Origin of the sequence: Acinetobacter sp. 40AMC3-4, assembly GCF_049898185.1 — a bacterium.
Taxonomy (GTDB): Bacteria; Pseudomonadota; Gammaproteobacteria; order Pseudomonadales; family Moraxellaceae; genus Acinetobacter.
In genome coordinates, this window is sequence record NZ_JAFCXG010000003.1 from 50,506 (window position 1) to 74,038 (window position 23,533).

Consider the following 23,533-nt stretch of genomic DNA (forward strand, 5'->3'; position numbering starts at 1 on the left):
CCTCGCGCCTTATTTCTTCTTAGCTTCTTTACGAAGTACAACTTCGTCAGAATAACGAACACCTTTGCCTTTATATGGCTCTGGTGGACGGTAACCACGGATATCTGCAGCAACCTGTCCTAAAGCTGCTTTATCAGCAGATTTAAGAATGATTTCAGTTGCAGTTGGAGTTTCAGCAGTTACACCTGCAGGAAGTGCATAATCGATCGGATGAGAGAAACCAAGGTTAAGATGAACAACGTCACCTTTAACCGCAGCTTTATAACCAACACCGATAAGCTGTAACTTACGTTCGAAACCTTCGCTAACACCTTTTACAAGGTTGTTAAGCACAGCGCGAGCAGTACCAGCTTGCATCCAAGCGTCTTTCGACTCTTGTACTGGAGCAATAGCTAGAATACCGTCTTCCTGTTTAAGCTCGACCAGCGCATGCAGGTTGAAAGACAATGTACCTTTAGTGCCTTTCACTTCGACCTGCCGGCCGTTCTGAGTAACTGTTACACCGTTAGGTACAGTTACTGGGGCTTTAGCCACACGAGACATGAGGAATCACCTATTAAGAAACAAAAGCAATAACTTCACCACCAACGCCTGCAGCACGTGCAGCGCGATCAGTCATGATGCCTTTGCTTGTAGAAACAATTGCAATACCTAAACCTTGCTTAACGCTAGGAAGTGCATCTTTACCGCGATACTGACGTAGACCTGGACGGCTTACGCGCTTCACAGTTTCGATAACTGGTTTGCCTTCGAAATACTTTAAAGTCAAAGTAAGAGTTGGTTTGCCTTCAGCATCCGCAACTTCTACGTTTGAAATATAACCTTCTTGTTGAAGTAAGTTAGCAATTGCTACCTTCAACTTAGAATTAGGCATAGAAACAGTTTGTTTCTTTGCCATTTGTGCGTTACGAACACGTGTTAGCATGTCGGCAACGGTATCTTGCATACTCATCTATAGTGCTCCTTACCAGCTTGCCTTAACAACGCCAGGTACATCACCTTGCATTACTGTTTCACGTAATTTGTTACGGCTTAAACCGAACTTACGGAAGTAACCATGAGGACGACCAGTTAAACCACAACGGTTACGTAGACGTACTGGAGATGCATTACGTGGTAATGCTTGTAATTTCATCATCGCTTCGAAACGTTCTTCGTCTGATGCATTTACGTTTGCAATAACAGCTTTTAATTCAGCACGTTTTGCAGCGTATTTAGCAACAGTAGCTTCGCGTTTCAATTCGCGATTAATCATACCTTTCTTAGCCATATCGACCTCTTATTTGAACGGGAAGCCGAATGCACGCATAAGCGCACGGCCTTCGTCATCGGTGCGAGCAGTCGTAGTAATGGTAATATCCATACCACGAATACGATCAATCTTGTCAAAATCGATTTCAGGGAACATGATTTGCTCCTTAAGACCCATTGAGTAGTTACCACGACCGTCGAATGATTTCGCAGAGAAACCACGGAAGTCACGGATACGAGGGATCGCAATCGAGATCAAACGGTCCAAGAATTCGTACATACGTTCGCCGCGTAAAGTAACTTTACAACCGATCGGCCAACCATCACGGATTTTAAAACCAGCGATTGATTTACGAGCTAACGTAAGTACTGGTTTTTGACCAGCGATAGCTTGCATATCTGAAAGAGCACCATCAAGGAGTTTTTTGTCAGCAGCAGCTGCGCCAACACCCATGTTGATCGTGATTTTAGTGATGCGAGGAATCTCCATCACATTCTTAACACCCAATACTTCTTGTAATTGAGCTTTAAGTTCGTCGTTGTAACGTGTTTTAAGTCTGGCCATGGCCTATATCAACCTATTACTTCGCTACCGCCACTGATTCACCATTTGATTTGAATACGCGAGTTTTCACGCCATCAATCACTTGGTAACCAACACGGTCAGCCTTTTGGGTTGTAGCATTAAAAACTGCCACGTTTGAAATATGAAGCGAAGCTTCCTGAGTTACAACGCTACCTTCAGCGCCTGTAGCACGGTTCGGCTTCTGATGCTTCTTCACCAAGTTAAGGCCTTCAACCTTAACACGGTCATTAGAAACAGACAGAACAGTACCCTGTTTGCCTTTTTCTTTACCTGCGATCACAATTACTTGATCGCCTTTTTTAATCTTAGCCATGATCGCCTCTTATAGAACTTCAGGAGCCAATGAAATAATTTTCATGAACTGTTCAGTACGAAGTTCACGAGTCACTGGTCCGAAAATACGAGTTGCAATCGGCGCTTTGTTGTTGTTCAAAATAACAGCAGCGTTATCGTCGAAACGAATCACTGAACCGTCTGCACGACGGATACCGAATTTTGTACGAACCACAACCGCATTCATCACGTCACCTTTTTTAACACGTGCGCGTGGAATTGCTTCTTTTACAGTAACTTTAATAATGTCGCCAACAGAAGCATAACGACGATGCGAGCCACCAAGTACTTTAATACATTGTACGCGGCGTGCACCACTGTTGTCTGCTACGTCGAGCATAGTTTCGGTCTGAATCATTGCCCTACTCCAAAACCGAGCAACACCGGTCGAAATTTCGAAAGGCTCAAAGAGTACTCGAAATTGACCGATGATGCAACAAGAACGTTAATTACTCAGCAGCTGCTTCAACAACTTCAACTAGAGTCCAAGACTTAGTTTTAGAAATTGGGCGGCTTTCTTTAATGGTTACAACATCACCAGCTTTTGCTGTGTTGTTCTCATCATGAGCATGTAATTTTGTTGAACGGCGGATTAATTTGCCATACAACGGGTGTTGAACTTGGCGTTCAATAAGAACAACGATAGATTTATCCATCTTGTCGCTTACAACTTTGCCAGTTAACGTGCGGACTGTTTTATCACTCATTGTCCGTTCCCCTGTTTTTCGGTAAGGAGGGTCTTAATACGAGCAATAGTCTGACGAGTAAGTGCAACTTCATGCGATTTACCCAATTGACCAGTTGCTTTCGCCATACGAAGACGGAATTGGTTAAGCTGTTGCTCATCAAGCAAAGCTGTCAACTCTTCTACCGACTTTTCACGTAGATCTTTAGTTTTCATTACATTACCGTCCGAGTCACGATAGCGGTTTTAAACGGAAGCTTAGCTGCTGCAAGCGTAAACGCTTCGCGAGCCAATTCTTCGTTAACACCATCAATTTCGTACAAGACTTTACCTGGTTTGATTTGGCAAACCCAATATTCCACAGAACCTTTACCTTTACCCATACGCACTTCAAGAGGCTTAGAAGTAATCGGCTTGTCCGGGAATACACGGATAAAGATCTTACCACCACGCTTAATACGACGGCTAATTGTACGACGCGCTGCTTCAATTTGACGCGCAGTCATTTGACCACGTTCAACTGATTTAAGTGCAATAGTACCGAAAGATACTGTGCTACCGCGGTGTGCTAGACCAGTGTTACGGCCTTTCTGCACTTTACGGAATTTAGTACGCTTAGGTTGCAACATGGATTATTCTCCTTTTTCAGCAGAACGATCATTGCGACGACCACGACGCTCTTGACCTTCACCACGACCACGACCGCGTTTAGCTGGACGCTCTTCAGCTGGAGCTGGGTTCATGACTTGTTTCATGCCGCCCAAGATCTCACCACGGAAGATCCAAACTTTAACACCGATCGTACCGTAAGTAGTCTCAGCACGCATAGTCGCATAGTCGATATCTGCACGAAGCGTATGTAGAGGTACACGACCTTCACGATACCACTCAGTACGAGCAATCTCAGCACCACCTAAACGGCCTGAAACTTCTACTTTGATACCTTTAGCACCAGCACGCATTGTGTTTTGAACCGCACGCTTCATAGCACGACGGAACATTACACGTTTTTCTAATTGAGAAGCGATAGCTTCAGCAACTAGACGCGCGTCTAAGTCTGGACGATCAATTTCATTGATACTTACTTGCGCAGGAACACCCATGATAGATGTTAATTCGCGTTGTAGTTTCTCAATATCTTCGCCTTTTTTACCGATTACGATACCAGGACGAGCAGTGCTAATAGTTACTTTAGCAGCGCCTGTAGGGCGTTCGATAAGAATGTTGCTGATCATCGCGTTTTTAAGTTTTTTGATCAAAAACTCACGAACTTGAAGATCTTTAAGCAAGTATTCAGCGTATTGTTTCGGATTCGCATACCAGTTAGCGTTATGACGTTTCACAACACCTAGGCGGATACCGATTGGATGAACCTTCTGACCCATATCAAACCCCTACCTTAACGGTGATGTGACAAGTACGCTTAGTAATACGATCTGCACGGCCTTTAGCACGTGGCATAATACGTTTCAGGCTCATGCCTTCATCAACGTAGATCGTAGAAACTTTAAGGTCGTCTACATCTAAACTGTTATTGTGTTCAGCGTTTGCAATCGCAGATTCCAACGCTTTCTTAACTAGAACTGCAGCTTTTTTGTTGCTGAAGTTAAGGATGTTAAGAGCGTGCGCAACAGATTTGCCGCGGATAAGATCTGCAACCAAACGAGCTTTTTGTGCCGAGATAGCGGCACCGCGTAATTTAGCAGTTACTTCCATCATAGCACCCATTAACGTTTAGATTTCTTGTCAACACCGTGACCGCGATAGGTACGAGTTGGTGCAAATTCACCAAGCTTGTGACCAACCATGTGCTCAGAAACGATCACAGGAACGTGGTTACGGCCATTGTGTACAGAAATTGTTAAACCAACAAAATCCGGGAGGATCATCGAACGACGCGACCAAGTTTTGATCGGCTTACGGTTATTAGCCGCGATAGCCGCTTCAACCTTAGCGAACAAGTGCGCATCGACGAATGGGCCTTTTTTCAGAGAACGAGGCATTGTCAGATTCCTTTACTTGTTACTTAACGCGACGGTCGCGAATAATCATCTTAGTCGTACGCTTATTGGTACGTGTCTTGTACCCTTTAGCTTTTTGACCCCATGGGCTTACAGGTTGAATACCTTTGTTACGCCCTTCACCACCACCATGTGGATGGTCAACTGGGTTCATCGCCATACCACGAACGGTAGGACGAACACCACGCCAGCGTGATGCACCAGCTTTACCTAGTGAACGAAGGTTGCTTTCTGAGTTAGATACTTCACCTAACACAGCACGGCATTCAACGTGAATTTTACGCATCTCGCCTGAACGCAGACGAACGATAGCGTAAGAACCGTCACGACCCAACAGCTGAACTGAAGTACCAGCTGAACGAGCTAACTGCGCGCCTTTACCGATTTTAAGTTCGATGTTGTGAAGAGTAGAACCGATAGGCATGTTGCGAAGCGGCAAGCAGTTACCTGGACGAATTGGAGCATCGTTACCAGACTGTACTTTATCGCCAGCGCGAAGGCCTTTAGGAGCGATGATATAACGACGCTCACCATCAGCATACAATACAAGCGCAATGTGTGCAGTACGGTTAGGATCGTATTCGATACGCTCTACAGTTGCAGGAATACCATCTTTGTTACGTTTGAAGTCAACTAGACGGTAGTGCTGCTTGTGACCGCCACCAACGTGACGAGTCGTGATGTGACCGTTGTTATTACGGCCGCCAGTACGTTTTTTAGCTTCAACCAACGGAGAGTATGGTGCGCCTTTGTGAAGGTGATCGTGAACCACTTTCTCTACAAAGCGACGTCCTGGAGACGTTGGCTTACATTTTTGAATAGGCATAATTCTCGTCCTTATTCCGCTGTGCTTTCAGCGGTATCGCCCAAGTCAGCCATTTCAACATCTTGGCCAGCTTTCAGGGTGACGTATGCTTTTTTAACATCAGAACGACGTCCTAATGTTTTACCAAAGCGTTTAGACTTACCTTTAGTGATAGTCGTGTTAACTTTAACAACTTCCACACCAAAGAGTTGTTCCACTGCTTTTTTGATTTCAAGCTTGTTTGCATTTAATGCAACTTTAAACACTTGAACACCAGCAGTTTCACCTAAAACTTGTGCTTTTTCTGAGAATACAGGTCCTTGCAGGACTTGATAGATACGTTCGTTGTTCATCCGAGTTCTACCTCAATTTTCTTAGCAGCAGCTACAGACATAACAACTTTGTCGAACGCAATCAAGCTAACCGGATCGATTGCAGCAGCATCAACCACATCAACGTGTGGAATGTTGCGCGCAGCAAGATACAGGTTCTCATCAACAGCATCAGTAACGATCAATGCGCGAGTCGCATTCAAGTCGTTAAGTTTTGCAAGCAATTCTTTAGTTTTTGGAGCTGCAACAGCAAACTCTTCAACTAAAACTAGGCGATCTTGACGAACAAGTTCAGCTAGGATGCATTGCATAGCACCGCGGTACATTTTACGGTTTACTTTTTGAGACCAGTCTTGTGGACGAGCAGCAAAAGTTTTACCACCGCCAACCCAGATTGGGCTACGAATAGAACCAGCACGAGCGCGGCCAGTACCTTTTTGACGGAATGGCTTGCGACCACCACCAGAAACGTCTGCACGTGATTTCTGAGCTTTTGAACCTTGACGGCCACCAGCTAAATAAGCTGTAACCACTTGGTGAACAAGAGCTTCATTAAATTCACGACCGAACGCAACTTCTGATAATTCAACAGCAGAGCCGGAAACAGTATTTAAATTCACGTTATTTCCCCTCAGGCCTTGATCGTAGGACGAACGATTACGTCGCCACCAGTAGCACCAGGAACCGCGCCTTTAACAACTAGAACTGAACGTTCTGTGTCGATAGCAACGATCTCAAGACCCTGTGTAGTTACGCGTTCAGCACCTAAATGGCCAGCCATTTTTTTGCCTTTGAATACGCGACCAGGAGTCTGGTTTTGACCAGTAGAACCTAAAACACGGTGAGAAACTGAGTTACCGTGAGTTGCATCTTGCGTACGGAAGTTCCAACGCTTAACACCACCTTGGAAACCTTTACCTTTAGATTGACCAGTTACGTCAACAACTTGACCAACTTGGAACAATTCAACGGTAAGCGTACCACCAACTTCACGACCTTCAAGATCAGCTTCTGTAGCACGGAATTCTTGAACTAGACGACCAGCTGCAACACCCGCTTTCGCGAAGTGACCTTTCTGAGCGTTAGTTACGCGAGATTCGCGACGTTCACCAGTAGTGATTTGAATCGCTTGATAACCATCAGTTTCAAGCGTTTTGATTTGAGTGATGCGGTTAGGATCAACCTCAATCACTGTAACAGGCACAGAAACACCAGCATCTGTAAAGATACGTGTCATACCGCACTTGCGACCGACTAAACCAATAGCCATGTGCATAAACCTCTAAAAAAGCGGCCTAATTAACTTAGAGTGTTAATTAACCCGAAAGCCTTAACCCAATGCGATCTGAACATCAACACCAGCTGCAAGATCTAACTTCATCAATGCATCTACAGTTTTGTCTGTAGGTTGAACGATGTCGATCAAACGCTTGTAAGTACGGATTTCGTACTGGTCACGCGCATCTTTGTTTACGTGTGGTGATGTTAAAACGTTAAAACGTTCAATGCGTGTTGGCATTGGAATTGGACCACACACTTGTGCGCCAGTACGTTTTGCGGTTTCTACGATTTCTTGAGCTGATTGATCAATCAAGCGATGATCAAAAGACTTAAGACGGATACGAATTCTCTGGTTAGACATACCAGTAAACTCCAAGCCAAATATATAAAGAATCACTCTTGACGCATCTCACCCCACTTTATATGGGCAAGTGTCAAGAGCAGTGAAATATCACTAAGGTCATGATCGATGCCACGACTGTAACGATAGTTAACTACTTTATTCGCAGTTAACCCCCTTCCTATTGAAGGGTCGCTTATTATAGCCATTGTTTAATGCATAAGCAAATCTCTTTTATGGTTTTATCCAAGTTTTCAATTTATGACTTAAAACAATAGTTTATTGTTTAAATATTAGGCAGTTTTCGCCAAAACATATTCTATAGCACGATTTAACATCTGATTTCCTTCAATAAATTTTTGCTTCGTGGTTTTTTTTAATTCAAATAAATTTTGCACATATTTTCCTGAAAATTGCGCAAGCTCTTCTTCATTTTCCAAAAACAATGCCAGGGTTTCTGGGGTAATTTCAGGATGAAACTGGAAGCCCAATACATTTCTGCCCAACTGATACATCTGATTACGACAGGCTTCATTTTCTGCCAGATGGACTGCACCTTTGGGCAATTCAAATGTTTCATTGTGCCATTGCAGAATATTAAATTGCTCCGGCAAGCTAAAACACGTCTCTGGTAGATTCGTCACTCTGTGCACCGTGGTCCACCCCAATTCCTGTTCTGGATTGCGACTAACACCTGCACCTAAAGCATTTGCAATCAATTGCCCACCCAGACACAGGCCAATTGCCGGTTTGCCATGCGAAAGATAGCGACGCAACCAGCGTTTTTCTATTCTTAACCAGGGGAAATTCGCTTCATCATTCACACTCATGGTTCCCCCCATAATGATCAGCAAATCCACCTCTTCCACTGCAGGCAGCGCCTCGATCTCCAGCGGTCGATCGACGGGTAAAGCAAAAAATTCAGTCGCGGTAATTTGCGCCTGATGCTGCTTTAAAAATTCATAACAACTACCAAAACCTTCACCAGCAGTATGCTGAAAATAATGCACTTTTAAATGCGACTTCATGCTCCTCAACCTATTTTTTTAGCTATATAAATTTAGGTTTTGCAAAAATGAAGCCAACTTTTTATAAGACTTGTTGTTTTTAAACAATTCACAACGTAACTGGCAGTGAGTCACAGATTCTCTTAAGCTAGAGTAATATTTGATTACATTTGAGCGCATTCACGTGAAACAAGACTCTCAAACTCGCCTGATTCATGCACCACGAAAGGCTCCTCAAGCGATTTCTACTATTCAGCCTCCCCTCTATCGTGCATCGACCATTATCTTTAACAATACCGATGCCCTGTTTAATCGCCATTGGACCGATGGCTATGACTATAGTTATGGCACGCATGGCACGCCTACAACCTTTACTCTGGGGGACAACATTGCACAACTCGAAGGTGGTTTATATCACTTGCTCGCACCGAGTGGTTTATCCGCGATTAATCTCGTGAATTCTTGCTTTTTAAGTCAAGGCGATGAGGTTTGGGTGGCTGACAATATCTATGGTCCAAACATGGAGCATTTACGCAATCTGGAAAAGCGTTATGGAATTACAGTTAAAGTCTACAATCCCATAGAGCTTGATACGTTTCAGCCTACAGATAAAGCCAAACTGATCTGGCTCGAGGCTGCTGGCTCAGTCACCTTGGAATTTCCGGATCTGGCTGGTTTAGTGAAAAAAGCTCAGGCACACAATATTCTTACTGCGCTGGATAATACCTGGGGCGCAGGTCTGGCTTTTGATGCCTTTGATTTTAGTGAAGAGCATTTAAGTGTAGATATGACGGTACATGCACTGACCAAATATCCAAGTGGCGGTGGTGATATCCTGATGGGCTCAGTGGTTACGCGAGATAAGACCCTGCATCACAAACTGTTCCGTGCGCATGCCATTCAGGGCATTAGTGTTTCTGGTGATGATGTGGCACAGATACAACGTAGTCTGGCTTCGATGCAACTGCGATATCAACATCAATCCAACAGTGCGCTTACATTAATGACATGGCTTAAACAGCAAACCGAGTTTGTGCAAGTACTTCATCCTTCAGATCCGGACAGTGCAGGCCATCAGTACTGGAAAGAAATTTGCAAGCAAGGTGATAGTGCCGGCCTGGTCAGCGTGATCTTTGACAGCACATACGTAATGCAGGATATCCGGAATTTCTGTGATAGCTTAAAACTGTTTAAGCTTGGCTTTAGTTGGGGTGGCCCTGTCAGTCTGGTCATGCTATATAACTTAAAAGACATGCGTGTGCTGGAACATTCACACTTAAAAGACGGCTTGCTGGTTCGTTTCTGTATTGGACTGGAATATCCGGAAGATTTGATTCAAGATATTCAGCATGCACTAGAACAAATGAAAAAACTTAAAAACGAATAATAAATAACAGGAAAAGCTATGGGTAGACCAATTGTTATTGCTAAAAAAACTGCGGATGCCACACAGGATATTGTGCTGCATTCCCAACTTGCCAATCGACATGGCTTGATTGCAGGTGCCACTGGTACCGGAAAGACTGTGACTTTAAAAGTATTGGCGGAGAGCTTTTCTCGAATTGGTGTACCTGTATTCCTCGCCGATGCCAAAGGCGATGTGTCCAGCCTGACCAAAGCAGGTGAAAGCAGCCCCAAGTTTGATGAACGGATTAAAAGTCTCAATATCGAGTCCATTCCTTTTGCAGCCTCACCAGTGGTGTTTTGGGATTTATTTGGCGAACAGGGTCATCCGATTCGGACTACCATTTCTGAAATTGGCCCGCTGCTGCTGGCGCAAATACTGAATCTGAATGACACCCAGGAAGGCGTTTTATCTGCCGTGTTTCGGATTGCCGATGATCAGGGTTTATTGCTGATCGACTTTAAAGATCTGAAAGCGATGCTGAGTTATGTCTCTGAGCATGCGGCTGACTTTAAAGCTGAATATGGCAATCTTTCACCCGCCAGTCTCGGTGCGATTCAACGTAATTTGTTAGCACTGGCTGACCAAGGCGGTGACCAGTTTTTTGGCGAGCCGGCGCTGGATCTGATGGACTTTCTGCAGACGGACAGTCAGGGCCGTGGCAATATCAATTTGTTGGCGGCTGACAAGCTGATGAACACGCCTAAGCTGTATGCCACCTTCTTACTCTGGATGCTCTCCGAGTTGTTTGAACAGCTTCCAGAAGTTGGCGATCTGGACAAACCGAAACTGGTGTTCTTCTTTGATGAAGCGCATCTCTTGTTTGACAATGCCAGCCCTGCCCTACAAGATAAAATTGAGCAGGTGGTGCGCCTGATTCGCTCTAAAGGCGTGGGAATTTATTTTGTCACGCAAAATCCGTTGGACTTGCCGGAAAGTGTCTTAGGCCAGCTCGGCAATCGGGTTCAGCATGCTTTGCGGGCTTTCACTCCCAAAGATCAAAAAGCAGTAAAAACCGCAGCAGAGACTTTCCGCGCCAATCCTGAATTTAAAGTCGATCAGGTGATTACCGAGTTAGCAGTAGGTGAGGCCCTAATTAGCTGCCTGGATGAAAAGGGCATTCCACAAATTGTAGAGCGTGGCTGGGTCATGCCGCCGCATTCATCCTTTACACCGATCTCGCTTGAAGAACGCAAGGCTCTCATGCAGCAAAGTATAGTTGCCGGTATTTATGAGCAGCCAGTCGATCGGGACAGCGCCCACGAAATGCTGCAAAACAAGGTCGCAGAACGCCAGCAACAGGCTCAGGCCGCCGAATTTGCCAAACAACAAAGCAAGGAACAAGAAGCTCTTGCCAAGCAGCAAATTAAAGAACAGGAACGTCTGGCACGAGAACAGCAAAAAGAAGCTGAACGCGCAGCCAAGCAACGAGAAAAACTGACTCAGGATATTGTCGGCACCTTTGCCAAAAGTGCTGCCCGCAGCCTGGGCGGGAGTACTGGGCAGAAAATTTTGCGCGGCTTACTGGGTTCGCTGTTTGGCCGCAAATAATTCCTCTCCTTTTCCGATCATCATCATACTTTTTATGGGATATTCTTATATCCCATAATTTTTTTATGGTTTTATGACTATGCGCTATTGTAAAGCCATTTTAAAAGATGTAATTTAAATACATCTTTTAAAAAACACCTATAGACGGCTCTCATGACTCCACAACATATCGAACTTGTACAAGCGACTGTTCCTGTTTTACGTGAAAACGGCGTAGCACTTACCACGTATTTCTATAACCGCATGTTGAACAACCATCCAGAGTTGAAAAACACCTTCAACATGGATCATCAAAGTACCGGCCGTCAACCACGTGCCTTGGCTGCCGCAGTACTTGCCTATGCCGAAAACATTACCAATCCGGGCGTTTTGGCCAAAGCCATCGAACGCATTACCACTAAACATGTCAGCCTGGATATTCAACCGGATCAATATGCGATTGTCGGTGAGAATCTGTTGCACTCGATCAGCGAAGTTTTAGATGTACCCATGGACTCAGACCTGATTGCAGCCTGGAAAGAAGCGTATATGCAACTGGCAGATATTTTGATTGGTGTGGAAAAATCTAAATATGCCACCCTAGCTTCTGAAAATGGTGGCTGGGCGGGCTGGCGCGAATTTGAAGTAGCAGCAGTGAATGATACCGACGCAGGTAAAATCTTTACACTTAAAGCTAAAGATGGTGCAGCGATTGCAAGTGCTGAAGCCGGTGAACATATTTCAGTACGTGTACAGGTGCCTGAACAGCACATTCGTCAACCACAACAGTTTAGCTTTGATCAGGCTCAAAACGAGCAATATCAAATTACTGTGAAAGCGGAAGAAAATCCAACCGCATTCTCGGTTGCACAGACACTGATCGACCACTACAAAGTTGGTGATGTAGTTGAAGTGTCTGCCCCGCTCAAGCTTTAATTGCAAAAACGGTTTAGACTAGCATCAGATTCTGATTAAAAGCTCCATTCGTGGAGCTTTTAACATTCAATTCTTTCATTTTCTAGCTGTTGACCTTATGCAACTCAATAAATTCACTGACTATGCGCTTCGGATTCTGATGTATGTCGCACAGCCACGTGATCTCCCCTATACCATTGCAGAACTTGCCGAGCGATTACAGGTTTCACAAAATCATGCCATGAAAATCGTGCATTTTATGGCGAAACAGGAGTGGCTGATTACCATACGTGGTAAAGGTGGCGGCATACGTTTAAATCCGGCCAGCCTGAACCTCCAGCTGGGACAGATTGTGCGGATCCTGCAACGCGACAACAATGTAGTGGAATGCAATAGCCCACCCTGCGTATTACGTCCGACCTGTGGCTTAAAAGGCATTTTAGATGATGCCGTGGAACAGTTTTATAGCAGTCTGGATCAATATGTACTTAAAGATGTGATTAGGCCACGAAATGCGCGTTTCAGCACAAATTCTCCGATCAGCCTGATTAATCTTTAAAGTCTTCAGGGTCATGTCTTGTGACTTATTCTTGCGGCAAAGTTCGCTTGCCTGTGCGACTTCCTTTATAATGTTTCATTGTAGATCATTTATTGAAGTTGAGTTATGCACCACAGCAGAGGAAAATCCAAAAACAGTAAGACAGCCCATGCGCCTAAGCAAAAGATCAGCTACGAGAAAAAAGTTGATTCTGCCATTACTGAATATTCTGTGCGCGCACTCAACTGGCTACGCAAAGCCGAATTTTTAATGAGTGCACCCAAACTCAGTCTTTGTGTAGAAGATACAGGCTATGAAATTGCTTTTGCCGGCCGCTCAAATGCGGGTAAGTCTAGTGCGATTAATGCCCTGACCAACCAGAAACAGTTGGCACGTGCATCGAAAAAACCTGGCCGTACCCAGATGATCAACTTTTTCAGCCTGGGCAATCCGGATCAGCGTCTGGTCGACTTACCCGGTTATGGTTATGCGGCTGTGCCTGAAAAAATGAAACTGGTCTGGCAAAAAGAACTGGAAAATTACCTGATTCACCGCCAGAGCTTACAAGGCCTGGTATTGCTGATGGATATCCGCCATCCCCTGCAACACTTTGATGTGATGATGCTGGAATGGGCTTATTCCCGCCAGTTGTTCGTGCATGTCTTGTTAACCAAGTCAGATAAACTAAACCGTGGTCCTGCATCCAAAGCCTTGCAGGAAGTCAAAGCGGCATTGAAAAAGATGAAGGTGGATTTCTCGATTCAACTGTTTTCCTCCATGAACAAACAAGGTTTAGAAGAACTGGCCAGTGTCATGGGTGGCCGTTTGAACTTTACCTTAGATCAAGCCTCTGAATATGATCTGGACAGTATTCCGGAAGCATCAGCGCATGATTTAAATGAATCTGATGAACCGCTTGAAGAGCTCGAGCTTAGTGAAACTGATTCGGAGCATGTTGCCGAAGTATCGACACATGATTTAAATGAAGCTGAAGAACCGCTGGAATTACTTGAGCAGGATCAATCCGAGCTTAAAGCGGCAGATGAATTGAATCAGAATAAGCATTCACCGGATTAAGATCCATATCACCGCAATGGTCTGGGAGTTCTGGATTTATTAAAACTTACCTTATAAAAAAAGCAGACCAATGGCCTGCTTTTTTTATTTTTTAAATGTTTTAGCTATCTGTAGCTTGAAGATCGGGTTCACGCGTATGCCGGTCCACCACCACACTGATCATCATATCCCCTTGAACATTCACGACTGTGCGTACGGTATCCAGTAAACGGTCGATCGGTAAAAGAATAGCAATCGCCTCGGCAGGCAAACCGACCGACTGCAAGACCATGATCATGGTCACCATACCGGCACTCGGAATTCCTGGTGCACCTAAGGATGCAATCATCGCCGTGGCGCAGACCACCAGTTGCTGCCCCAGACTCAGATCCAGCCCCATTAAATTGGCAATAAATAATGCTGCTGCCGCTTCATACAGTGCTGTGCCATCCATATTCAACTGTGTACCAAGTGGAATCACAAAGCCTGCGGTATGTGGACGTACTCCTAAATTTTCCTGTGCGCATTTCATTGACAAGGGCATGGTGGCCGAACTGGAACTGGTAGCAAAGGCAGTAATCAGAGCAGCTCGTGTGCCTTTAAAGAACGTGACCGGATCCATCTTGCCGAAAACCCATAGCAATAAAGGCAAGACCACGATGCCATGAAAAATCGTCGTGCCGGTAACCACCGCAGCGAATTCAGCCAGACGACTGAGGACTGAAACATCTTCAGTGGCAATTAATTTAGCCAATAAGGCAAAAATACCAAGCGGTGCCAGTTTCATCACCCAGCCAATCATCAACATCATGATTTCGAAAAACTGGTGACTCAGCTTGCGCACAGTACGAAACTTATCCCCACCTGCCACCAGTGCCACACCAACAAATAAGGCAAAGACTACCACCGCCAAGACATTGCCATCGGCAAAAGCTTTAAACGGATTGATCAGGGTATTCTGAATAAAATTGGTAAAGAAAGATGAAGGTGTCAGGGTATCTGGCGTTTGATGTTGCGCCATGGCATCCTGGAACATCAGCACATCAACACCCTTACCGACATCAAACAAATGCGCACACGCCAGACCTAAAATGAGCGCCAAGGTGGTGGTGGTCACACAGCACATCAGGGTGATTTTCCAGGTGCGGCTTAGCTGCCCACCCGCCTGCAGATTGGATACGCCGACCACGATCGAGCTAAAAATCAGCGGCACTAACAGCATTTTTAACAAGCCAATAAAAATGCTGCTGACGATACCGATGCCATATAAGCTGACATCAAAAAATGAGGTCTGCGGAAATATCGTCAATAGAAATCCAAACAGCACCCCCAATACGGCGGCAATTAGAATTTGCGTATTTAAGCTCATCTTTTCATGCATTTTTAATATTGATCTTAAGCCGCACTATGCCATGCGAATTCTACAGAATCGAGTAATATTTTATAAACGCGGCGTGAGGACATGATATCAAATGGCCATTTTCATCCGGCTTAAAAACAAAAAGCCGAATCAGGGATTCGACTTTTTGAGCAGGAAGAAAAATTACTGTGTTTCGATTTCACGTAAACGGATCAAGCCTTCCTGAGAGGTACTGCAGACCAGCTCACCGTTCTGCCACATCCGGCCAAAATTCAGGCCACGCGAACTGGCGCTTTGGGTGGCATCCATATCGTAAAGCATCCACTCATCCGCACGGAACGGTTTATGGAAGTACATGGCATGGTCAATACTGGCACATTGCAAACTTGGCGAGATATAGCTCAGACCATGTGGACGAAGCGCTGTGGTCATCAAGGTAAAATCAGAATAGAAAGCAGCAATAGCCTGATGCAAGGAGATCTGATCGACTTCTGCAGCAATACGGTCATGCGTACGGATATAGTGCGCATAAGACGGTGCTTCAGGTTGAGGCTGGAATGGATTTTGCGGATTGACCGGACGAATTTCCACATGACGATCACGAGTGAAAGATGCACGGACATTTTCCGGAATAAACTCAATAATCTGTTTGATCAGTTCCGCTTCATTTTTCAGGCTTTCTGCCGGTGGATATTCAGGCTCTGAAATCTGGTAATTTAGCCCTTCTTCCTGATGCGCGAAAGACACCATACACATGAAAATGGTACGGCCATGCTGAATAGCGCGCACCTGACGGCTGACAAAGCTCTTGCCGTCACGGATACGATCCACTTCATAAATAATCGGTGCATTGACATCCCCGCCAAACAGAAAATAGGCATGTAATGAATGTGCTGGACGATCTGTGGTATAAGACGCGGCGCGTAGTGCCTGCCCTAAAACCTGCCCACCGAACACGCGCTTGCCCACCAGATTCCGGCTGATTCCCCGGAAAATGTTTTCTTCTAACTTTTCTAAGCTGAGCAGCTCGACCAGTTCCTGTGTTAAGGCATTCATAAGCAACCTATCTAATATTGGAGATATCCAAAATGGAAAAACGGATCTAAATAATTGATCTGGAATATTCTGCCACAAAATCAGACCGAAACTCTAAAGTTTGCATGACTGTTCTGTCATACTGATGTCATAAGTGACTAGGAAAAGCACCTGCTTTCACGCTAAAATTGAAGCACTTCTGTTGAAGTTGTTAAAAAAAGATATATTGTTTCGCTTTAGAAACCCGCAAAATAAATTCCCTCAGAAGTCCTGTGGTTTTGGTCAGTAAAATTAGGAGCAGCTATGTCCAAGAATGGCTTTGGTCAAATGTATCGCAAGCTTTCAAGTAAGTTACTTGATCTTGTGGTTACCCCTCATGTTCTTGGGGAAGTACCAAGTGAAGTGACAGCGCCTGAATCTGATCAGACTGCAACAGACTCGCGAAAGCTGGTCTGCTACGTTTTACAGAACCATTCGCGCAGTAATGCACTGGTGGTCGATGCAGAAACGCGACGCTTAAAATTGCCGGCTGCACTTGATCCAATGCAACTGGGCAATAATAAGGAAAAAGCATCGGTACTGTTTTTACAGCATCATGATGAAAATAACCTGTTGAGTTCACCGCCACATGCGTTTCCACCGCGCCTGTTACGTCTGATTGAAATCCTGGAACAGCATCCTGAGCTGGATGTCGAACTGGTTCCGGTAACAGTACTTTGGGGACGTGAACCTGAGAAAGAAGATTCCTGGTTTAAGCTTTTATTTACCGATACCTGGTCTACACCAAGCCGGGTCAAGCAACTGGTCAATATCGGCCTGCATGGTCGCCAGTCTTATTTAGAGTTTCATGAACCGCAGTCTTTACGCACCTTGATTAACTTTGCCAAAGAGACGCATCCAAATTCAGCGCCGGCCACCTATATTGTCAGCACTTTAAATGATTACCTGGATGGTCAGCGCGAAGTCATTCTCGGGCCGGACCTGTCCGACCGCCGTAATGTCATGCATGGCCTGATCAAGTCACCAGATGTACAGGCGGCGATTCGCAATGACAGTATTCGTAGCAAAATCTCGATGCTGGAATCTGAACGTCGTGCCATCGGTTATCTGAACGAAATCGTTTCCGATTATTCTCACTCGACTGTACGCTTTGCCGACAAAGCCCTGACCCGCTTATGGACGCAACTGTATGACGGCGTGGAAGTGCATAACTTCAGTACCGTACGGGAACTGGCCAAGGATTACGAGATTGTCTATACCCCATGTCACCGTAGCCACATCGACTATTTATTATTGTCTTATGTGATCTATCGTCGTGGTCTGATGGTGCCTTATATCGCTGCGGGCGATAACCTGAATATGCCTTTTGTCGGTCAGATTTTACGTGGTGGCGGTGCCTTCTTTATTCGCCGTACTTTCCGCGGCAACGCGCTGTATACCACGGTGTTTAAAGAATATCTGTATAGCGTCCTGTCACGTAATACCCCGCTGGAATACTTTATTGAAGGCGGCCGTTCACGCACCGGTCGTTTGCTTCCGCCAAAAACCGGGATGCTGGCGATGACCGTGCATGGTCATTTACGTGGCAAATCTAAGCCGATCGTATTTTTGCCGACTTATATCGGCTATGAACGCCTGATGGAAGGTGGCACTTATGTCGGTGAAATGAGTGGCAAGCCGAAAGAAGCCGAGTCTATTTTCGGCATTTTGAAAACTCTGCGCAAGATTGAACGCATTTTCGGCAAGGTACACCTGAACTTCGGGAACCCGGTATTTCTGGATGACATTCTGAAACAGCATGGCGCAGAAAATATCAAAATCGAAAAGAATGACGATCCGATTCCACAAGCGGTTTCTGATGCAGTGAATAGCTCGGCACAAGCCATTCTGGAAAACATCAACAGTGCGGTCGTAATCAATCCAGTATCGCTATTATCTTTAATCTTGCTGGCTACGCCGAAACATACGCTGGATGAAGAGATCTGTATCAAACAGCTAGATACCTATCGCACCTTGCTGGCTGCCCTGCCTTATGATGAGCGCATGCAGGTGACGCCACTTTCTGGCAAGGAAATTATTGCCTATGCAATGAAGCTGAAACTGATCAAGCGAGTCAAGCATGTACTGGGCGATATCATTGCCATTGAAGACAATCAGGCCGTTCTGCTGACCTATTTCCGCAATAATATTGTGCACACTTTTGTGCTGCCCTCCCTGATAGCCGCCCTAGTTGAACATAACGGTACCATTCGCCGTCATGATGTCGTGAATATCAGTAGTACCCTGTATCCATTCCTCAAAGCCGAACTGTTCTTAAAATGGCATGAAGATGAAATTCAGGATCAAGTGAATGCGCATATTGACAGCTTAATTGCCTCGAAACTGATTACACAAGATGGTGAAAACCTGATTGCACCGGCACCGAATACGGAAGCGCATCATCAGCTTGAAATTCTGGCTGCGCCCGTAACTCAAAGTCTGGAACGTTATTACATGACTTTGGCACTGATTACCCAACGTGGTTCTGGCAATATCTCGACCCGTCAGGTCGAAGAGCTCAGTTACCTGGTTGGTCAACGCCTGTCTGTGCTATATGAGTTCAACTCACCTGAGTTCTTCGACAAAGCCCTATTCCAGAGCTTTATTAAAGTCTTAACCCAAAAAGGTTATCTGTGTACCAATGAAGACAATGCGATTGTCTTTGATGAGCAGCTAACCAATGTGGCTCAATATGCAGATTTGGTACTGGATGAAGTGAAGCTACAAATGCTGCACCACATCACCGACTTTACGGATGAAGAACTGAAAGAAGCCCTCGATGCGGTTGCAGCTGAACAAGCCAAGAAACGCGCGAAGCGGAAAAAGAAGTAAGTTTAAATTAAATAAAAAGAGAGGCTAAGGCCTCTCTTTTTATTTAAGAATTTATAAGAAGTGAAAATTGGAAAGCTAATGCCATTATTTAAATATGAGTATTCCCTCTCCTGAGCGAGTTTTAAAGCACGGCTTTTAAAACGAAGTGCAAGTGAGGATAGGGAGAGGTCTTTTAAATAAAATCCTCCCCTAACCCCTCCTTTGAAAAGGAGGGGGATTCCTCCCTTTAAAAAGGGAGGCTAGGAGGGATTATTTTTTCCCATCAACTCCAAATAATCCTCATAACAATCTGGATGCTCTAACTCAAATCCCATTTTCTGCATTCGAGTCGCATAAAGTTTCTTACCTGTCACCTGCTCACTTTCTACTTGCAACAAAGGAAGTCCCAGCTGCTGTTGGAACCATTGCAATATTTCATGCAATAATTTTGGCTGGTTATCGGTCACAATATAAGAAGATTCCGGATGTTCCACGTGAATCATATGTGACAAGAAACGTGATAAATCTTCAATATGAATCCGGTTGGACCAGTGCAGATTCGGATATCTCAACATCGAGGCGGCCATTTTTTGTAGGCGTTCTACCGATGCTCCATAAATCCCACTTGGACGAATGATGGTACATTTCTCAGGATAAGCAGTGAAATAAGCCTGCTCCATCTGCTGCAAGATTTTGCTCTGAGCATCATTCGGGTGAATTTCAGTTTCGTCATCTACGATTTCACCGGCATCTTGCCCATAGACCCGGGTGGATGACACCACCACAATCCGTTTCACCGGATGCTGTTTCAAGGCAGCCACAATAGGCTGAACAGAATCCAGATAGGTTTGCTGATAGCCTTCAACCGTACTTTGTTTTGGACTAAGTAATACATAGACCCAGTCAATCGGTGTAACTGCTGTTAAATCCAGTTGATGCACATCCTGAATCAGATGAGTTGCGAATGAATCTGTTTTGGGACTCTGGCTAATTGTGCTAATTTGATGACCTTGCTCAAATAGTTGTTTAGCCACACGTCGGGATGTTTTACCATAACCGGTAAATAAAATATGCATTGAGCACCGAATCACAAATCTGGTTGAGGGGACATGGCTGCAGTCCATCAGTTACAAGGCGTTGGCAATGCCGCCGCTGCATTACTCGAAAAACTAAATATCTTCAATACTGATGATTTGCTTTTTCATCTACCACGTGACTATGAAGACCGTAGCACGATCATTCCCATGAATCAATTGAGCGTGGGACGCAGTTATCTGCTGGAAGGGATCGTTAAAGGTGTAGATTTTCCACCCGGTAAACGCAAATCTATGGCTGTGCTGCTGGATGATGATTTTGGCAAGGTTACTTTACGTTTTTATCATATCTATAAAGGTATTACTGACCGCTGCAAACTGGGTAACCGTTTAAGAATTTTTGGTGAAGTGCGGGTCGGTGCGCGCGGTCTGGAAATGTATCATCCCGAACTGCAAGTCATTACTGAGGACACACCTTTACCTCAAACCCAGCTCACGGCAATTTATCCGGCGACTGAAGGTCTGACCCAGCCAAAAATACGGGATTATATTCAGCAGGCCTTGGCTCAGTATAGCGACCATCTGCCTGAATTGCTGCCAGCAAAATTTAGTAACGGTTATGCGCTGAAACAGGCACTGGAATATATCCATCATCCACCAGTCAACGCCAATATGCTGCAGCTGGCACAAGGCTCGCATCCTGCACAGCAACGCCTGATCTTTGAAGAGCTGGTGGCGCATCAGATCAGTTTATTGACACGTCGGGCCTTTATTCAGCAAGTCGAAGCGCCTTCATTTGCGCCCAGTAAAACCTATGCCAAACAGCTCTTAGCCAGTCTGGCTTTTGAAATGACCGGTGCGCAAAAACGTGTATCCAGAGAAATCGTGCAGGATTTAAAAAGCAATAAACCGATGTTGCGTCTGGTGCAAGGCGATGTCGGCGCGGGTAAAACCCTAGTGGCTGGTGTCGCAGCTTGCCATGCACTGGAAGAAGGCTGGCAAGTTGCATTGATGGCACCGACCGAGATTCTGGCCGAGCAGCATTATCTGAATTTTAAACGCTGGTTTGAGCCTTTGGGCTTAAATGTGGCCTGGCTTTCCGGCAAGCAAAAAGGTAAAGCCCGTGCCGCAGCGGAACAGGTGATTCGGGATGGCAGCGCCCATCTGGTGATCGGAACGCATGCCCTGTTTCAGGAAAATGTCGAGTTTGCCAAACTGGGTCTGGTGATTATTGATGAGCAGCATCGCTTTGGTGTGGATCAGCGCCTTGCTCTCAGAAATAAAGGGCTAGATGGTATGTCTCCGCATCAACTGGTGATGACTGCGACTCCGATTCCCCGCACACTGGCCATGTCTGCCTATGGTGATCTGGATACCTCGGTGATTGACGAGCTGCCGCCGGGCCGTACCCCGATTCAGACCGTGACCATTCCATTAGATCGACGCGAAGAAGTCTTGCAACGGATTGCCAGCAACTGTGCTGAAGGTAAGCAGGCATATTGGGTGTGTACACTGGTAGAACAGTCCGAAACCCTGGATGCTCAGGCCGCAGAAGCGACCTTTGCCGAAATTCGCGAGCGCTTTCCTGCGCTGAATATCGGACTGGTACATGGCAAGATGAAAGCCGATGAAAAACAGGCGGTAATGCAGCAATTTAAAAATAATGAATTACAGCTCCTGATTGCCACCACCGTGATCGAAGTCGGCGTCGATGTACCCAATGCCTCCATTATGGTGATTGAAAATGCCGAGCGTCTGGGTCTATCTCAATTGCATCAGCTACGTGGCCGGGTCGGTCGTGGCGCCAAAGCCAGCTTCTGTGCCCTGCTGTATAAGCATCCACTTTCGCAAAATGGTCAGGAACGTTTAAGAATCATGCGCGAAACCAATGATGGTTTTATGATTGCCGAGAAAGATCTGGAGTTACGTGGCCCGGGTGAGCTGCTCGGGACCAAACAGACCGGGGACATGAATTTCCGTGTGGCCAAACTTGAACGTGATGATCACCTGCTCAATCAGGCACATTATGTGGCTCAGCAGATGCTCAAGGATTATCCCGATCAGGCCGAAGCATTATTGCAACGCTGGCTACCGGAAGCACCGCGCTATGCCTATGTTTAAATTACTGCAACATGGAAAATCCTGGCTGACCCGCTTACAGCCCTGCCAGCTCTGTCTGACCGATCATCAGTCCATTCATTCAGTCTGTGAAGATTGCTGGCGACAATTACCCTGGGCACATCAAACCATTCAACGGCAGGAAATGCAGTTCCAGATTGCCTGCGACTATGCTTACCCGATGGACCGGCTGATTCAACTGTTTAAATATGAACAGAAGCTGCATTTGCAAAATTTACTGGCAGGTGTGCTGTTAAGTTTAGACCTACCTAAAGTCAGTGCGATAATACCGATGCCGATCTCGAATGAGCGTCTGGCTGAGCGCGGTTATAATCAATCTCTAGTGCTGGCCAAACATGTGGCAAAACAGTTGAATGTACCCATCTGGCAACCTGTTCGACGAATGAAACAACACTCGCAAAAGGGCCTAAGCCGGCTGGAGCGGATTGAAGACATCCAATCACAATTCCAGATCAGTACCATTTCCAAGCTGCGTTACCGTCGGGTGCTGATTATTGATGATGTGGTGACGACCGGCAGCTCGATTCGAGCACTGAGCCAAACACTTGAACAACTGGGCTGTCAAAAAGTTTATGCAGCCTGTCTGGCAGGTGCTCAAATCTGAAAATTTAAGCTTGGGCGAGTAACTGCGACTTCACCCAAGGAATCACAATTTCAGTGGTCAAGGGTGCGAGTCGTAGCTCTTTTTCATCCAGATCGACCCATTTCATTTCGGCAATTTCCGCTTCAATTTTTGGTGCTTGATCCAGACTTACCCAATAGACATAACTCACCAGTTGATGATCTGGTTCATTCGCCGTCTGGGTTTCAAAACGCCCAATGAATTGCTGAATCTGTGCCTGTGTGCCAATTTCTTCCTGAATTTCACGCAACATCGTTGCTTCTGGTGCTTCATTTGGCTCCAGCTTGCCACCAACCTGCATAAAGCAGGACGTCCCTTTTTTACGAACCACCAGCAGTTGCTGCGCTTCATTTAAAATAATGGCTGCAGCCACCGTAATCACTTTCATTTATTTTCTACAAATCATGC

The 23,533-nt window shown here is 45.5% G+C and carries 28 protein-coding genes and 2 pseudogenes; 8 read left to right on the forward strand and 22 right to left on the reverse strand.

What is annotated here, in order from left to right; translation table 11 throughout:
• Positions 1-9: 9 nt before the first annotated feature.
• From rplF to ACP7BU_RS05165, 18 genes and pseudogenes are all read right to left on the reverse strand, one after another.
• Positions 10-543, reverse strand: a complete 534-nt coding sequence (gene rplF / locus ACP7BU_RS05080; protein WP_004645059.1) for a 50S ribosomal protein L6 — start codon at positions 541-543, stop codon at positions 10-12.
• Positions 544-556: 13 nt separating this feature from the next.
• A complete protein-coding gene (rpsH, locus tag ACP7BU_RS05085) occupies positions 557-952 on the reverse strand; it encodes a 30S ribosomal protein S8 (protein ID WP_004281499.1) in 396 nt (131 codons plus the stop codon).
• A gap of 12 nt (positions 953-964) precedes the next feature.
• A complete protein-coding gene (gene rpsN / locus ACP7BU_RS05090; RefSeq protein ID WP_004732275.1) occupies positions 965-1,270 on the reverse strand; it encodes a 30S ribosomal protein S14 in 306 nt (101 codons plus the stop codon).
• A 9-nt stretch (positions 1,271-1,279) separates the two neighbouring features.
• Entirely contained in the window at positions 1,280-1,816 is a 537-nt protein-coding gene (rplE, locus tag ACP7BU_RS05095) for a 50S ribosomal protein L5 (RefSeq protein ID WP_004645057.1), read from the reverse strand.
• Between the two features lie 16 nt (positions 1,817-1,832).
• Positions 1,833-2,150: a 50S ribosomal protein L24 gene (gene rplX, locus ACP7BU_RS05100; RefSeq protein ID WP_004281502.1), complete on the reverse strand. Its 318-nt coding sequence runs from the start codon at positions 2,148-2,150 to the stop codon at positions 1,833-1,835.
• Between the two features lie 9 nt (positions 2,151-2,159).
• Entirely contained in the window at positions 2,160-2,528 is a 369-nt protein-coding gene (gene rplN / locus ACP7BU_RS05105; RefSeq protein WP_004281503.1) for a 50S ribosomal protein L14, read from the reverse strand.
• A gap of 91 nt (positions 2,529-2,619) precedes the next feature.
• Positions 2,620-2,877 (reverse strand): 30S ribosomal protein S17, encoded by a 258-nt coding sequence (gene rpsQ / locus ACP7BU_RS05110; protein WP_004281504.1) that lies wholly within the window; start codon positions 2,875-2,877, stop codon positions 2,620-2,622.
• Positions 2,874-3,071, reverse strand: coding sequence for a 50S ribosomal protein L29 (gene rpmC / locus ACP7BU_RS05115; protein WP_004281505.1), 198 nt, complete (start codon positions 3,069-3,071; stop codon positions 2,874-2,876). The genes rpsQ and rpmC overlap by 4 nt, the downstream gene beginning before the upstream one ends.
• A complete protein-coding gene (gene rplP, locus ACP7BU_RS05120; protein ID WP_004281506.1) occupies positions 3,071-3,484 on the reverse strand; it encodes a 50S ribosomal protein L16 in 414 nt (137 codons plus the stop codon). Before rplP ends, rpmC begins: the two co-directional genes overlap by 1 nt.
• Positions 3,424-4,240: pseudogene (gene rpsC, locus ACP7BU_RS05125) on the reverse strand (30S ribosomal protein S3). The gene rplP and the pseudogene rpsC overlap by 61 nt, the downstream one beginning before the upstream one ends.
• A 1-nt stretch (position 4,241) precedes the next feature.
• On the reverse strand, positions 4,242-4,571 hold the full coding sequence (gene rplV / locus ACP7BU_RS05130; RefSeq protein ID WP_001982638.1) for a 50S ribosomal protein L22: 330 nt from the start codon (positions 4,569-4,571) through the stop codon (positions 4,242-4,244).
• A gap of 11 nt (positions 4,572-4,582) precedes the next feature.
• The gene (rpsS, locus tag ACP7BU_RS05135) at positions 4,583-4,858 is read right to left on the reverse strand and encodes a 30S ribosomal protein S19 (RefSeq protein ID WP_004281508.1); all 276 of its coding nucleotides are present in this window, start codon (positions 4,856-4,858) and stop codon (positions 4,583-4,585) included.
• Positions 4,859-4,877: 19 nt separating this feature from the next.
• Complete coding sequence (gene rplB / locus ACP7BU_RS05140) at positions 4,878-5,702, reverse strand: 50S ribosomal protein L2 (RefSeq protein WP_004281509.1); 825 nt, start codon at positions 5,700-5,702, stop codon at positions 4,878-4,880.
• Between the two features lie 11 nt (positions 5,703-5,713).
• Positions 5,714-6,034, reverse strand: coding sequence for a 50S ribosomal protein L23 (gene rplW / locus ACP7BU_RS05145; protein WP_004281510.1), 321 nt, complete (start codon positions 6,032-6,034; stop codon positions 5,714-5,716).
• On the reverse strand, positions 6,031-6,633 hold the full coding sequence (rplD, locus tag ACP7BU_RS05150) for a 50S ribosomal protein L4 (RefSeq protein ID WP_004281511.1): 603 nt from the start codon (positions 6,631-6,633) through the stop codon (positions 6,031-6,033). The genes rplW and rplD overlap by 4 nt, the downstream gene beginning before the upstream one ends.
• A gap of 11 nt (positions 6,634-6,644) precedes the next feature.
• Entirely contained in the window at positions 6,645-7,283 is a 639-nt protein-coding gene (rplC, locus tag ACP7BU_RS05155) for a 50S ribosomal protein L3 (protein ID WP_004645054.1), read from the reverse strand.
• Between the two features lie 60 nt (positions 7,284-7,343).
• The gene (rpsJ, locus tag ACP7BU_RS05160; RefSeq protein WP_000070912.1) at positions 7,344-7,655 is read right to left on the reverse strand and encodes a 30S ribosomal protein S10; all 312 of its coding nucleotides are present in this window, start codon (positions 7,653-7,655) and stop codon (positions 7,344-7,346) included.
• Positions 7,656-7,927: 272 nt separating this feature from the next.
• Entirely contained in the window at positions 7,928-8,662 is a 735-nt protein-coding gene (locus ACP7BU_RS05165) for a type 1 glutamine amidotransferase (protein ID WP_425879483.1), read from the reverse strand.
• Between the two features lie 163 nt (positions 8,663-8,825).
• Here ACP7BU_RS05165 and ACP7BU_RS05170 point away from each other — a divergent pair, with 163 nt between their 5' ends.
• From ACP7BU_RS05170 to yihA, 5 genes and pseudogenes are all read left to right on the forward strand, one after another.
• The gene (locus ACP7BU_RS05170; RefSeq protein WP_425879481.1) at positions 8,826-10,028 is read left to right on the forward strand and encodes a PLP-dependent transferase; all 1,203 of its coding nucleotides are present in this window, start codon (positions 8,826-8,828) and stop codon (positions 10,026-10,028) included.
• An 18-nt stretch (positions 10,029-10,046) separates the two neighbouring features.
• A complete protein-coding gene (locus tag ACP7BU_RS05175; protein ID WP_425879479.1) occupies positions 10,047-11,597 on the forward strand; it encodes a helicase HerA-like domain-containing protein in 1,551 nt (516 codons plus the stop codon).
• Positions 11,598-11,750: 153 nt separating this feature from the next.
• Entirely contained in the window at positions 11,751-12,512 is a 762-nt protein-coding gene (locus tag ACP7BU_RS05180; RefSeq protein ID WP_005101211.1) for a globin domain-containing protein, read from the forward strand.
• 97 nt (positions 12,513-12,609) lie between these two features.
• Positions 12,610-13,050 carry an RrF2 family transcriptional regulator gene (locus tag ACP7BU_RS05185; protein WP_425879476.1) on the forward strand — a complete coding sequence of 147 codons (441 nt, stop codon included), beginning with the start codon at positions 12,610-12,612 and terminating at the stop codon, positions 13,048-13,050.
• A 105-nt stretch (positions 13,051-13,155) separates the two neighbouring features.
• Positions 13,156-13,932: pseudogene (gene yihA / locus ACP7BU_RS05190) on the forward strand (ribosome biogenesis GTP-binding protein YihA/YsxC); the annotation flags it as partial.
• 274 nt (positions 13,933-14,206) lie between these two features.
• Here the strand turns inward: yihA and ACP7BU_RS05195 are convergent.
• Positions 14,207-15,454 (reverse strand): dicarboxylate/amino acid:cation symporter, encoded by a 1,248-nt coding sequence (locus ACP7BU_RS05195; protein ID WP_253102191.1) that lies wholly within the window; start codon positions 15,452-15,454, stop codon positions 14,207-14,209.
• A 174-nt stretch (positions 15,455-15,628) separates the two neighbouring features.
• Entirely contained in the window at positions 15,629-16,501 is an 873-nt protein-coding gene (locus ACP7BU_RS05200) for an acyl-CoA thioesterase (RefSeq protein WP_004645045.1), read from the reverse strand.
• Positions 16,502-16,783: 282 nt separating this feature from the next.
• Between ACP7BU_RS05200 and plsB the strand changes: the two genes are divergently transcribed.
• A complete protein-coding gene (gene plsB, locus ACP7BU_RS05205; protein WP_425879473.1) occupies positions 16,784-19,351 on the forward strand; it encodes a glycerol-3-phosphate 1-O-acyltransferase PlsB in 2,568 nt (855 codons plus the stop codon).
• A 239-nt stretch (positions 19,352-19,590) separates the two neighbouring features.
• Here the strand turns inward: plsB and ACP7BU_RS05210 are convergent, their stop codons facing one another.
• Entirely contained in the window at positions 19,591-20,406 is an 816-nt protein-coding gene (locus tag ACP7BU_RS05210; protein ID WP_425879471.1) for an NAD-dependent epimerase/dehydratase family protein, read from the reverse strand.
• Positions 20,407-20,439: 33 nt separating this feature from the next.
• Here ACP7BU_RS05210 and recG point away from each other — a divergent pair, with 33 nt between their 5' ends.
• Together recG and ACP7BU_RS05220 are read left to right on the forward strand one after the other, a co-directional pair.
• A complete protein-coding gene (recG, locus tag ACP7BU_RS05215) occupies positions 20,440-22,485 on the forward strand; it encodes an ATP-dependent DNA helicase RecG (RefSeq protein WP_253112368.1) in 2,046 nt (681 codons plus the stop codon).
• Positions 22,472-23,107, forward strand: a complete 636-nt coding sequence (locus ACP7BU_RS05220) for a ComF family protein (RefSeq protein ID WP_005263771.1) — start codon at positions 22,472-22,474, stop codon at positions 23,105-23,107. The genes recG and ACP7BU_RS05220 overlap by 14 nt, the downstream gene beginning before the upstream one ends.
• A 4-nt stretch (positions 23,108-23,111) precedes the next feature.
• Here the strand turns inward: ACP7BU_RS05220 and ACP7BU_RS05225 are convergent, their stop codons facing one another.
• A complete protein-coding gene (locus tag ACP7BU_RS05225) occupies positions 23,112-23,513 on the reverse strand; it encodes an NUDIX hydrolase (RefSeq protein WP_004732301.1) in 402 nt (133 codons plus the stop codon).
• Positions 23,514-23,533: the final 20 nt, after the last annotated feature.

Bases quoted from the DNA above. Each gene is read 5' to 3' on its own strand.
- rpsN (WP_004732275.1), bottom strand. From the start codon at position 1,270: ATGGCTAAGAAAGGTATGATTAATCGCGAATTGAAACGCGAAGCTACT.
- rplC (WP_004645054.1), bottom strand. From the start codon at position 7,283: ATGGCTATTGGTTTAGTCGGTCGCAAGTGCGGTATGACACGTATCTTT.
- rpsS (WP_004281508.1), bottom strand. From the start codon at position 4,858: ATGCCTCGTTCTCTGAAAAAAGGCCCATTCGTCGATGCGCACTTGTTC.
- rplW (WP_004281510.1), bottom strand. From the start codon at position 6,034: ATGAACAACGAACGTATCTATCAAGTCCTGCAAGGACCTGTATTCTCA.
- recG (WP_253112368.1), top strand. From the start codon at position 20,440: ATGGCTGCAGTCCATCAGTTACAAGGCGTTGGCAATGCCGCCGCTGCA.
- rplV (WP_001982638.1), bottom strand. From the start codon at position 4,571: ATGGAAGTAACTGCTAAATTACGCGGTGCCGCTATCTCGGCACAAAAA.
- ACP7BU_RS05210 (WP_425879471.1), bottom strand. From the start codon at position 20,406: ATGCATATTTTATTTACCGGTTATGGTAAAACATCCCGACGTGTGGCT.
- rpsH (WP_004281499.1), bottom strand. From the start codon at position 952: ATGAGTATGCAAGATACCGTTGCCGACATGCTAACACGTGTTCGTAAC.
- plsB (WP_425879473.1), top strand. From the start codon at position 16,784: ATGTCCAAGAATGGCTTTGGTCAAATGTATCGCAAGCTTTCAAGTAAG.
- ACP7BU_RS05180 (WP_005101211.1), top strand. From the start codon at position 11,751: ATGACTCCACAACATATCGAACTTGTACAAGCGACTGTTCCTGTTTTA.
- ACP7BU_RS05185 (WP_425879476.1), top strand. From the start codon at position 12,610: ATGCAACTCAATAAATTCACTGACTATGCGCTTCGGATTCTGATGTAT.
- rplB (WP_004281509.1), bottom strand. From the start codon at position 5,702: ATGCCTATTCAAAAATGTAAGCCAACGTCTCCAGGACGTCGCTTTGTA.
- rplP (WP_004281506.1), bottom strand. From the start codon at position 3,484: ATGTTGCAACCTAAGCGTACTAAATTCCGTAAAGTGCAGAAAGGCCGT.
- rplE (WP_004645057.1), bottom strand. From the start codon at position 1,816: ATGGCCAGACTTAAAACACGTTACAACGACGAACTTAAAGCTCAATTA.
- rplF (WP_004645059.1), bottom strand. From the start codon at position 543: ATGTCTCGTGTGGCTAAAGCCCCAGTAACTGTACCTAACGGTGTAACA.
- ACP7BU_RS05225 (WP_004732301.1), bottom strand. From the start codon at position 23,513: ATGAAAGTGATTACGGTGGCTGCAGCCATTATTTTAAATGAAGCGCAG.
- ACP7BU_RS05220 (WP_005263771.1), top strand. From the start codon at position 22,472: ATGCCTATGTTTAAATTACTGCAACATGGAAAATCCTGGCTGACCCGC.
- ACP7BU_RS05195 (WP_253102191.1), bottom strand. From the start codon at position 15,454: ATGAGCTTAAATACGCAAATTCTAATTGCCGCCGTATTGGGGGTGCTG.
- ACP7BU_RS05200 (WP_004645045.1), bottom strand. From the start codon at position 16,501: ATGAATGCCTTAACACAGGAACTGGTCGAGCTGCTCAGCTTAGAAAAG.
- rpsQ (WP_004281504.1), bottom strand. From the start codon at position 2,877: ATGAGTGATAAAACAGTCCGCACGTTAACTGGCAAAGTTGTAAGCGAC.
- ACP7BU_RS05165 (WP_425879483.1), bottom strand. From the start codon at position 8,662: ATGAAGTCGCATTTAAAAGTGCATTATTTTCAGCATACTGCTGGTGAA.
- rplX (WP_004281502.1), bottom strand. From the start codon at position 2,150: ATGGCTAAGATTAAAAAAGGCGATCAAGTAATTGTGATCGCAGGTAAA.
- rpsJ (WP_000070912.1), bottom strand. From the start codon at position 7,655: ATGTCTAACCAGAGAATTCGTATCCGTCTTAAGTCTTTTGATCATCGC.
- ACP7BU_RS05175 (WP_425879479.1), top strand. From the start codon at position 10,047: ATGGGTAGACCAATTGTTATTGCTAAAAAAACTGCGGATGCCACACAG.
- rplN (WP_004281503.1), bottom strand. From the start codon at position 2,528: ATGATTCAGACCGAAACTATGCTCGACGTAGCAGACAACAGTGGTGCA.
- rpmC (WP_004281505.1), bottom strand. From the start codon at position 3,071: ATGAAAACTAAAGATCTACGTGAAAAGTCGGTAGAAGAGTTGACAGCT.